The organism is Halorubrum californiense DSM 19288, from assembly GCF_000336875.1.
GTDB classification, from domain to species: Archaea; Halobacteriota; Halobacteria; order Halobacteriales; family Haloferacaceae; genus Halorubrum; species Halorubrum californiense.
In genome coordinates, this window is sequence record NZ_AOJK01000077.1 from 46,353 (window position 1) to 55,532 (window position 9,180).

At 68.8% G+C, this 9,180-nt stretch carries 6 protein-coding genes; 5 read left to right on the top strand and 1 reads right to left on the bottom strand.

The genetic code is table 11. The annotated features are described in order from the left end of the window. Positions 1–462: 462 nt before the first annotated feature. Positions 463–600, bottom strand: coding sequence for a hypothetical protein (locus C463_RS19055; RefSeq protein ID WP_158294491.1), 138 nt, complete (start codon positions 598–600; stop codon positions 463–465). Positions 601–754: 154 nt separating this feature from the next. Between C463_RS19055 and C463_RS16450 the strand changes: the two genes are divergently transcribed. From C463_RS16450 to C463_RS16470, 5 genes are all read left to right on the top strand, one after another. Beyond that, complete coding sequence (locus C463_RS16450) at positions 755–1,390, top strand: hypothetical protein (RefSeq protein WP_008446036.1); 636 nt, start codon at positions 755–757, stop codon at positions 1,388–1,390. 175 nt (positions 1,391–1,565) lie between these two features. Further along, positions 1,566–3,785 carry an outer membrane protein assembly factor BamB family protein gene (locus C463_RS16455; RefSeq protein ID WP_008446038.1) on the top strand — a complete coding sequence of 740 codons (2,220 nt, stop codon included), beginning with the start codon at positions 1,566–1,568 and terminating at the stop codon, positions 3,783–3,785. 53 nt (positions 3,786–3,838) lie between these two features. Next, a complete protein-coding gene (locus C463_RS16460) occupies positions 3,839–5,728 on the top strand; it encodes a hypothetical protein (RefSeq protein ID WP_008446039.1) in 1,890 nt (629 codons plus the stop codon). Beyond that, on the top strand, positions 5,725–6,771 hold the full coding sequence (locus C463_RS16465; protein WP_008446040.1) for a hypothetical protein: 1,047 nt from the start codon (positions 5,725–5,727) through the stop codon (positions 6,769–6,771). Before C463_RS16460 ends, C463_RS16465 begins: the two co-directional genes overlap by 4 nt. Next, a partial coding sequence (locus C463_RS16470) for a chromosome segregation protein SMC (RefSeq protein WP_008446042.1) occupies positions 6,768–9,180 on the top strand: 2,413 nt, incomplete at its 3' end. The genes C463_RS16465 and C463_RS16470, both read left to right, overlap by 4 nt.

Here is a 9,180-nt window from a genome sequence, read left to right on the forward strand (position 1 = left end):
TTTCGCTGCCACGTGCCGTCCGTCTGCTCGAACACGCACAGCCGCCCGTTCCTGTAGGCGTGCGGCGGGTTGTACTCGCGCACGTCCGGATCCACGATGAACGGTTCCGGCGGCTCGTACGGGTACGACTGGGGATAGAATATCTTGACGTCGTACCGGTTGTAGTCGTTCGACCGAAGGGTTCCGCGCCAGTACAACTGGTCGTCGACGGTGTACNACGACTGGGGATAGAATATCTTGACGTCGTACCGGTTGTAGTCGTTCGACCGAAGGGTTCCGCGCCAGTACAACTGGTCGTCGACGGTGTACAGCGAGAACTGCGGGAACTTCTCGTTCATCACGTGCTCCTCCTGCTTGAGTCGCTCGCGATCCCGCTCGTACCACTGTCTCCCGTGCCACCGCTGGGACTTGATCGTGGTCCCCGGATCGGTATCGCGCATCGGTGCGTCGGTGCCGTTCGGGTTACGCCCACCGCGTGGGCTTCATTTTCACGCCCTTCTCGGAGTCGCCGACGTCCTCCGCGGGCGTGATGTTGCCCTTGTCGTCGACGTGGACCTCCTCGCCGTCCTCCATGGCGTCGATCGGGTCGAGTGCAACCATGTTGTCACATGCGAGCAGCCGTCACTTGAACATTTGTGCTTTATTTTGTGTGACATGATCCGAATACAGTCTCCGCTTGCCGGCGATTCGGCCCCCCGGCGCATACGGCCGAGTCGTGGCAAAGCGTTAACCGATTCCGGTCGGAGGAGGAGATATGGACGAGTGTCACGTCTGTCGCGCGGCGGCGACTGCGGAGTGTGCGGCCTGCGGTCGACCCGTCTGTGAGAGCCACTCGGCGGTCGCCGATCACGACTGCGACCCGCACGAGTCCGCGTCCCGGAAGACCGACCGGACGAGCGTCCGGATCGAGAACTCCAACGAAACGAACGTCCGGATCGATAACTCGCAGATCGGATCCGTTCGGGTGAACGGCTCCGGCCCGACAGACGACGACGCCGCCGGCGATTCCGCTGCCGGCGATTCCGCTGCCGACGTCGACCGGCTTTCCGAGTTGGTCGATCTCAAGGCGCGGATGGACGCCGACTCGCCGGACGAGTCCGGCGACTCGGGGCCGTCGACCGCACTCGTGAAGGCGCTCGAACAGGCCTCGGAGCTGAAAGCCGCCGCCAGTGATCCGTCGACCGAGCGCGAGGACCTGACGCCCCGCATCGACCGGCTCGTCGATCTGATCGACCGCATCGACGACGTGAGCGGGCAGGCGCTGCGCAACGTCGCCGACGTGGAGGCCGCGTTGAGCGACACGCGGACCAGTCGACTCGCCGAGGACGAGCGTCGTCGCCTCCGAAACGCGGTCGAAGAACTGGAGGACGAACTACACGTCGCGGTCTGAGCGCTCGGCCGCAGGTCGTCGGCCCGGCGTCCCCGAGTCGCGAGCCGCCCGATTCTGCCGAGGGCCCCGACTCCGGACCGAGTACGTCCGAAGGCCGCGGAGTCCTCGACTGAGAACGTCCGGTTTCCCTGCCGCCCGACGGGACTATGTGGATCGCGTTCGCAGGGCCGGACAGATGTCGCCCGACGAGACAGACCTCTCCGAGCGCGTTCCGGCCGTTCCGGCGGTCGACACGTTTGCGGGCCCGGATCTCCCGCCGTTCGGCGAGGACCAGTTGGCGTACGACCGGAACGAGCCCCCGCTGTCACAGCGGGACGGGATCGAAATCCGTCGGGCGAGGGTGCGCGGACACGGGATCACGACCGCACTCAAGCAGGTCTCCCAGCAGCAGACCGCGGGGACGCAGGCCCGCGACCGCGTCAGCGCCGAGGCCGAGCGAACGGCCATGATCGACCGCCACCCCCACGTGGTGACGGTCCTCGGCTGGAGCCGACAGCCGTGGCCGTGGTACGCGATGGAGTTCTTAGACGCCGGATCGCTGGCCGAGCGCGGCGACGAGTTGGACGTCACGCACCGGCTCTGGGCGGCGTACGCGCTGGCCGACGCCGTCGCACACGCGCACGATCGGGGGGTGGGACACTACGACATCACACCGGAGAACGTCCGGTTCGTCCCGACGCCCGACGGGACGTGGGACGCGCCGAAGCTCATCGACTGGGCGGGCAGCCCGGAGGGCGGCGTCCGCCGTCACGACGCACGGTCGATCACGCCGAAGTACGCGTCGCCTGAGATGCGGTCACCCGCCGATCGCGACCGGATCGGCGTCGACTCAGACGTGTACCAACTCGGCGTCGTTATCTACGAGCTGTTGACGGGCCGCCTGCCCGAGCGCGGCGACGGTCGCCCCGATCAGCCGAGCCGGCTGGCCGACGTGCCGGCCGCGGTCGACGAGCCGCTTCGGGGAGCGCTCGCGCGTGACCCCCGAAACCGGCTGTACCTCCGTCCCTTTCGGGACGCCCTCCGGAGCGCGTTCCTCGACGCGGCAGAGGGCGACGACGGGGTGAGCCGAGGCGCCGCTCGATCGACCGCGAACACCGGGTCGTCCGCCGGGCCAGGCGAGTCGCGGACGAGCGTCGAAGCGGAGGACCGCTCCCGCGAGGCCGCGACCGGCACTGCGGGAGAGCGCGTCGCGGAGTCGGTCGAACCCGAACCGGTCGTCTGTCCGGAGTGCGGCCATCGCTCGGCGTCGCTGCGTCCGGGCGACATCTGTCCGGAGTGTAAGCGGGGGTACGTCGATTCCGTCGAGAGCGATACGGTGACGGAGGAGACCGCTCTCGACCCGTCGACCGACCCGAACGCGTGGCCGATGTACCGCGGCGGACCGGCTCGGAGCGGGTCGACCGCGGGGACTGCCGGACCGACCGACGGCGTGCGGACGCGGTGGCACACCGCTACCGACGCGCCCGTCGCGTCGTCGCCGCTGGTGGTCGACGGCACGGTGTACGTCGGCGGCGACGACGGCTCGTTGCGCGCGCTGCGCGCCGACACCGGGGCCGAGGTGTGGCGTTACCGGACGGACTCCCGGATCCGATCCTCCCCGGCCGTCGCCGGGGACACCGTGGTCGTCGGCGGCACCGACCAGTCGGTACACGCCGTCGACGTCGACACCGGCGAACCCCGGTGGACCTACGACACGGGATTCTGGGTGCTGTCCTCCCCGGCGGTGGCGGATGGAACGGTGTACGTCGGTAGCGACGACTTCTCCGTGTACGCCCTCGACGGCGCCGACGGCCAGCTGCTGTGGGAGTTCAGAGCCGACGGCGAGGCGTCGGCCTCGTCGCCGGCGGTGGTCGACGGCACGGTGTACGTCGCGTGCGACGACGGGAACGCCTACGCGCTCGACGCGAACACGGGGGCCGAGCTCTGGCGCTTCGAGACCGACTTCGTGATACACACCACCCCCGCCGTCACTGACGGCCGGGTCTACGTCGGCAGTTCGCAGAATCGGCTGTACGCCCTCGACGCGGCCGACGGCTCCGTGCGGTGGACGTTCGACACCGAGGGCGACGTCCACGCGTCGCCCGCCGTCACCGACGACGCCGTCCTGTTCGGTTCCGACGACGGCCACGTGTACGCCGCGGACCGCGCCACGGGCGAGGAGCGCTGGCGGTTCCCCGCGAACGATTGGGTCCGGTCGGCGCCGACGGTGGCCGGAGAGACGGCGTACGTCGGGTCGGACACGGGGAGCGTCTACGCGCTCGACGTCTCCAACGGCCGTCCGCGATGGCGTCACCGCGTCGGCGACCGCGTCTCCGCCTCGCCGGCGGTGGCGGATCGGACGGTGTATGTCGGATCGGACACCGGAATCCACGCGCTCGATTCTGGAGGGACGTAACGCCGATTGTGGGGATCGGGCGATATAAGTAATCTCGACTGACATGAGTTGTCGTGTCAGACAACGGCAATCGGTCGGATCCTCACGATACCGTCGCCCCTCCGGACGGCGGTCTCGTCAAGGCCGACGGCGGGACGATTCCGACCGTGGACTCGCTCGCGTACTCGCGGAGTCTGCGACGGGTCGTCGAGGCGGAACGGAAGGCCGCGCGGTCGGCGGACGTCGACCGGAACGAGTCGATACACGCCGTTCGGTCCTTTCTCTCCGCGCCCCATACGGGCGCGGCGTACCGGTCCGGCCTGCGAGCGGCAGCGCAGCTGATCGTTCGCGGCGGGTTCCCGGCGTCCGAGCTCGGCGACGTGACCGTCGACCGCGACCCGGAGTCCGACCTGATCGCGTGGCTGTTGGCGAACAACGCCGGGTCGGACCCGGAACTGCCCGCGGAGGCGTTCGCGTTCTGCCGGGAACGCGACGAGTGGTTCCGGATCCTCGAAACCGCGGTTCGGCGCGACGGCGCGTCGGTGGCGCTCGCGGACGACCGGCTCTTCGAACTCCTCTCGGACGACCGGACGGATCTCCCGGTCGAACGCCGACTTCGGCTGCTCCTCGACCGAGAACTTCGAGACTCCGCCAGCGAGCTGTTCGCGGCGCGGATCGAGGACTCCGTCGACCCGCGCGAGTCCGTCGCGACGGTCCGGATCGCCGAGGAGTTGGGGCTCGACGAGGCGGTCACGGAGCTGGTCGGAACCGGCCTTCGCAGGTGGCGGCGAGGCGACGACGTCGACGAGCTCGTCGGGCTCGCGGAGTTCGGCCGTCGAGAGGGGCTGTACGACGAGGTGTTGTGCGCGGTCGAGCGGTGGAGCAGAGGCGCCGACGAGGAGACGCTTCCGGCCGACCACCGGCCCCTGCTCGCGGCGGCCGTCGACGCGCTCATCCATCGCGAGGGGGCGGGCGCTTCGGACGCACTGATATTCTACCGACGCCACCTCTACCCGGCCGACTCGCTGGACGGGATCGGCCCGGACCTGTACGAGGTCGCCGACGAGGCCGGCGAGGAGTCGATCGCAGAGGACGTCCTCGACGCGTACGGGGCCGGCGACGCGACCGCCGACAGCGAGGACCCGCGCGACGCCGCCTTGGCCGCTCGGGCGGCCGAGCGGCGGGACCGGTGGGACGACGCGTACGACATCTGGACCCGGGTCATCGAGACGGAGCCGACGGTCGATCGGTTCCAGCGGGCGATCGAGAACCGACTGCGCGTGCTGGCTGTCGAGGAGGCGACGGATCTGATCGATCGGCTCGAATCGTTCGACGACGACACGGCCGTCGCCGACAGCTACCGCGTCAGACTCGCGGACGCGCGAAACGCACACCGTCGGGTCGTGGACATCCTCGCGGACACCGACGGGCCGTTCGACCTCCCGGAGCCCCACTACTCGGCCGTGACGACGGCGTACGTGAAGGCGCTCGCCGAGACGGGACAGTGGGAGCGGCTACGCACGTTCCTCACCGACGCGGACCGCGTCGACGGCGACTCCGAACGGTTCTACCGGGCGATCGCGGAGCTGATGCAGTTCGCGAACGGCGCGGCCGACGCCGTCGACGGCGTCGAGGCGGCCGACGCGACCGAGCGGCTACTCACGTCGCCGCTGACGCCCGCCCAACTGGAGCTGGTGATGAACCTCGGCGTGGCGGGTCGCGTCGCCGACGAGATTCGCGCGTCGCACCCGGCCGCGACCGACCGGCTCGACATCATCGAAGGGCTCGTCGAGATTCTCGTGTCGTTGCACGCCGAGCGACTGATCGACGCGCTCGACGAGCGCGGCGTCTCGACGGAAGAGTTCGAGGAGATGCTCGCGGATATCGACCTCCGTCGCGGAGGACGGCAGTTGCTATCGACGCTGAACCGAGAAGCGAGGGCGGAAGGACTCTCTTACCGATGATCACAACTGACACCACCATCATCACGCTGGCTATCGTCGTTGGAACAGTCGCTGTCGGCGCGGTCGGCTACTGGTCGCGACAGCAGGAACAGGCGCAGCTGGACTCCCTCGAACAGGAACTCAGCGGTTCGCTCGACGACACCGCGGACCGCATCGAGGAGTCCGTCGACACCGCGGTCACCGAACAGGTAGAGACGCTGGAACAGTCTCAGCAGGAGCTCAACGAGATAGGCGACCAGTTCGAAGCCACCTTCGAGGAGATGGACGAGGCGGTGACCGGCTTCTCGTCGGCGATCGAAACGGTCGACGACTTCGACGGGCTCAGACAGTGGGGAGACACCTTGGAGGACGCCGCCGAGCCGGTCGAGCGCATCGCGGCCAACGTCGAGACGTGGCAACAGGAGCAACAGCAGCTGCTCTCCGAGACGACGGAGGTGCTCTCGGAGTGGGCCGCCCAACACCGACGCGTCGAGGAGGTGTACGAGGAGTCGATGGAGGGGCTCCAAGAGTGGCAGACCGAGCACACGATGACGCAGCGCGAGAACTCGGAGGCGCTGAAGTCGCGGCTCGAACAGCTCTCAGAGCACTCCGAGGCGATGCGCCGCACCGTGAGCGAGTTGGACGACGTGATCCAGCGCGAGGCCGAGACCCGCGAGATGCTCGCGGAGAACGTCCCCGAGACGCTCGCCGGGCTCGAAGAGGTGAGCGAGACGCTCTCCGACCTCAACCGCCGCCAGACGGAGACGATACAGACGCTGGAGGGCATCGCGGAGCCGATGAACGAGGCGGCGTCCACCTTCGAACGCGAGTCGGGCGAGGTCCTCGAGCAGATCCGCGAGCAGGCCGACCGGAACTCCTCGATACAGGACGACGTGGCCTCGACGATCGAGCAGTCGAACGGGGAGCTCCGGTCGAGCGTCACCGAGCTTCAGCGCTCGATCGACGAGCTACAGGAGGCGCAGACGCCCGAGTGGGTCGAGTACGCGAAGCTCGCGCTCCTGGCGGGCGTGCTCGTCGGGGTCCTCGTCCCCTCGTTCATATGAGCTCGGACCGCACGCTCACCCCGGACCGACTCGAACGGTTCCTCGCCGGGCGGACGGACGAGGCGGAGGGGTCGGCGCTGTCGGGCGCGTTCGATCCGGACGAGCTGGAGCCGCGCCACCTGCTCGCGGTCGCGACGACGACCGAGGGCGGTATCGAGGGACTGCCCGGCGAGATGGACTGGGAGACGTTCCTCGAGTCGTTCGAACGCTTGGACGACGACGAGGAGCTCCGCGTCCTCGTCCGCCTCGTCAGACACCTCGGGTCCCGGACGAACGCGGGCGTCGAATCGGAGGCCGGCGTGAAAGCGATCGGCGACCGCGCCTACGAACTGCGCCACGAGCATCCCCACGTGTTCATCTCGTTTCTCCACGAGATCCACAGCCTGCTCCGCCGGGACACGTCCTCGGAGACCGTCGCGGCCGCCGAAGCGCAGTTCCGGCGCGTCACCGAGGCCGACGACCGGACCTCCAACGACCGGATCGAGGCGTTTCGCGAAGACGACATCAGGCGGCGGCTCGTCGATCCGACGCTCGGCACCCAGCCCCGCGTCTCGCTGCTGGAGACGCTCGCCGAGGAGTCGATCACCGAGGTCCCGACGGAGCTGGTCATCGACGTGCTGTACCCCCTCCGCAACCACTACGACGCCGACGTCGAGCGGGCGGCGCTCGAGACGCTCGGGACGTGGGCGCGGGAGTTCCAGTCCCACCAGTCGCCCGAAGACGCCGTCGAGCGGTTGGAGTCGTACCTCGCGGGCGAGACCGACGAGCTGCCGTCGCTGCTCGTCGCCGAACTGGTCGTCGTCGGGTACGTCGGGCCGGCGATCGTCGACTGGTTGGTCGATCTGACGAGGGTCGAGCAGCGACAGCCGGTCGTCGAAACGGCCTTCGAGACGCTCCAAGCGATCGGCGGACTCCGCGGCCACGCCGAGCGGCTGTGCGAGTTCGTCCTCGAGAACGACCTCAACGCCGACGCGACGCACGCCGGCATCGACGTGCTGGGCGAGATCCTCGTCGGGCTTACCCCCCACCAACACACGGAGACGCCCGCTCAAGACGATCACATGCGGCACGTCTTCTTCTCCGACGACGAGTTGGCGGTCGACGAGACGATCCGCGAGACGCTCCGGACGATCGTCGACGGCGCGGGAGCGGCGTTCGACCCGGAGGTGAGCGCACACGCGGCCCGGGTGTGGCTGTCCGTCCGCCCCCCGGAGATTCACGAGGCCCTCTGGGATATCGACCCCGACGCGGTCGGCTCCGACCCGGTCGCAGCGGCGAAGATCGAGGCGGCGGTCGACCACCGGCTCGTCGAGTTCGCGGACGCCATCGAGCGCCTGTGGGAGGCCGGCGACGCCGACCCGGACCGACTGGAGCCGCTCGTGGAGGCGCTCGACGAGCTGGAGACCACCGACATCGTCCGCGTGCTTCTCGCTCCGGCGTTCGAACACGAACACGAGTCCGTCCGCGAGCGCGCCAAGGAGGCGCTCGTCGAGAGCGGGTACGAGGCCGAGGTCGTCCGCGAGGCGCAGCGTCGGACGGTGCTCGACCGGATCGACAGCCGGTACGACACCATGTCGGACGCGACCGACACCGACAGCGAGATCCGCGATCGAACGGGCACCCAGCTGTCGGCGGAGGGCGACCGGAAGCGGGCGCGGGTCGAGTCGGCGCGCGCGACCGCACGCAGCGTGGACACCCTCGCGTCGTTCAGGGCGACCGGGGCGACGCGGATGCTCCAGCTCGCCCCGCTCTTCGACGAGCTACAGGAGCTCGCCGCCCGGATACAGACGGTCAGGGAGGCGATCGATGAGCTGGTCGAGGCGGTCCAACGGGAGCTCGCGACGGCCGAGGAGATCCGAGACGAGATTCGGCGCACGGAAGACCGGATCGAGTCGGCCGAACGCGACCTCGAAGAGGCGAAGGACAACAAACGCGAACTCGAGGACCGGGCCCGGGAGCTCGAAAACGAGGTCATCCCGGAGCTGGGAAGTCGGATCAGCGACGGCTACGACGAGCTACGCGAGCTCGAGAACCACAAGGAACCGAGCAAGTTCCAGTACGACGACGCCGACCGCTACGAGTCCGACATGCGGGAGTGGAAGAGCGCGGTCCGCTCGCTCAAGTCCGACATCGAATCCCTCGAAGACGACCGGAGAGCGGCCCGAGACGAGCGCTCGGAGATACGCAACACCCACCTACCGAACGTCAGGTCCGAGATATCGAGCCTGGAGACGGACATCGACGGGCTGTACGGCGAGTGGGACGCGCTGAAGGCGAAGCTGGAGAGTTCGGCGGACCGAATCGCCGGCTACAGCGACAGATACGACTCGCTCCGCAGCGACCTTCAGGATCTGCGCCACGAGTACGAGCGGGTGGCGGCGTCCGTCGAGGAGCTGTCTCTTATACACA

Coding starts and splice junctions, on each gene's coding strand:
- C463_RS19055 (WP_158294491.1), bottom strand. CDS start 600: ATGGTTGCACTCGACCCGATCGACGCCATGGAGGACGGCGAGGAGGTC.
- C463_RS16455 (WP_008446038.1), top strand. CDS start 1,566: ATGTCGCCCGACGAGACAGACCTCTCCGAGCGCGTTCCGGCCGTTCCG.
- C463_RS16450 (WP_008446036.1), top strand. CDS start 755: ATGGACGAGTGTCACGTCTGTCGCGCGGCGGCGACTGCGGAGTGTGCG.
- C463_RS16465 (WP_008446040.1), top strand. CDS start 5,725: ATGATCACAACTGACACCACCATCATCACGCTGGCTATCGTCGTTGGA.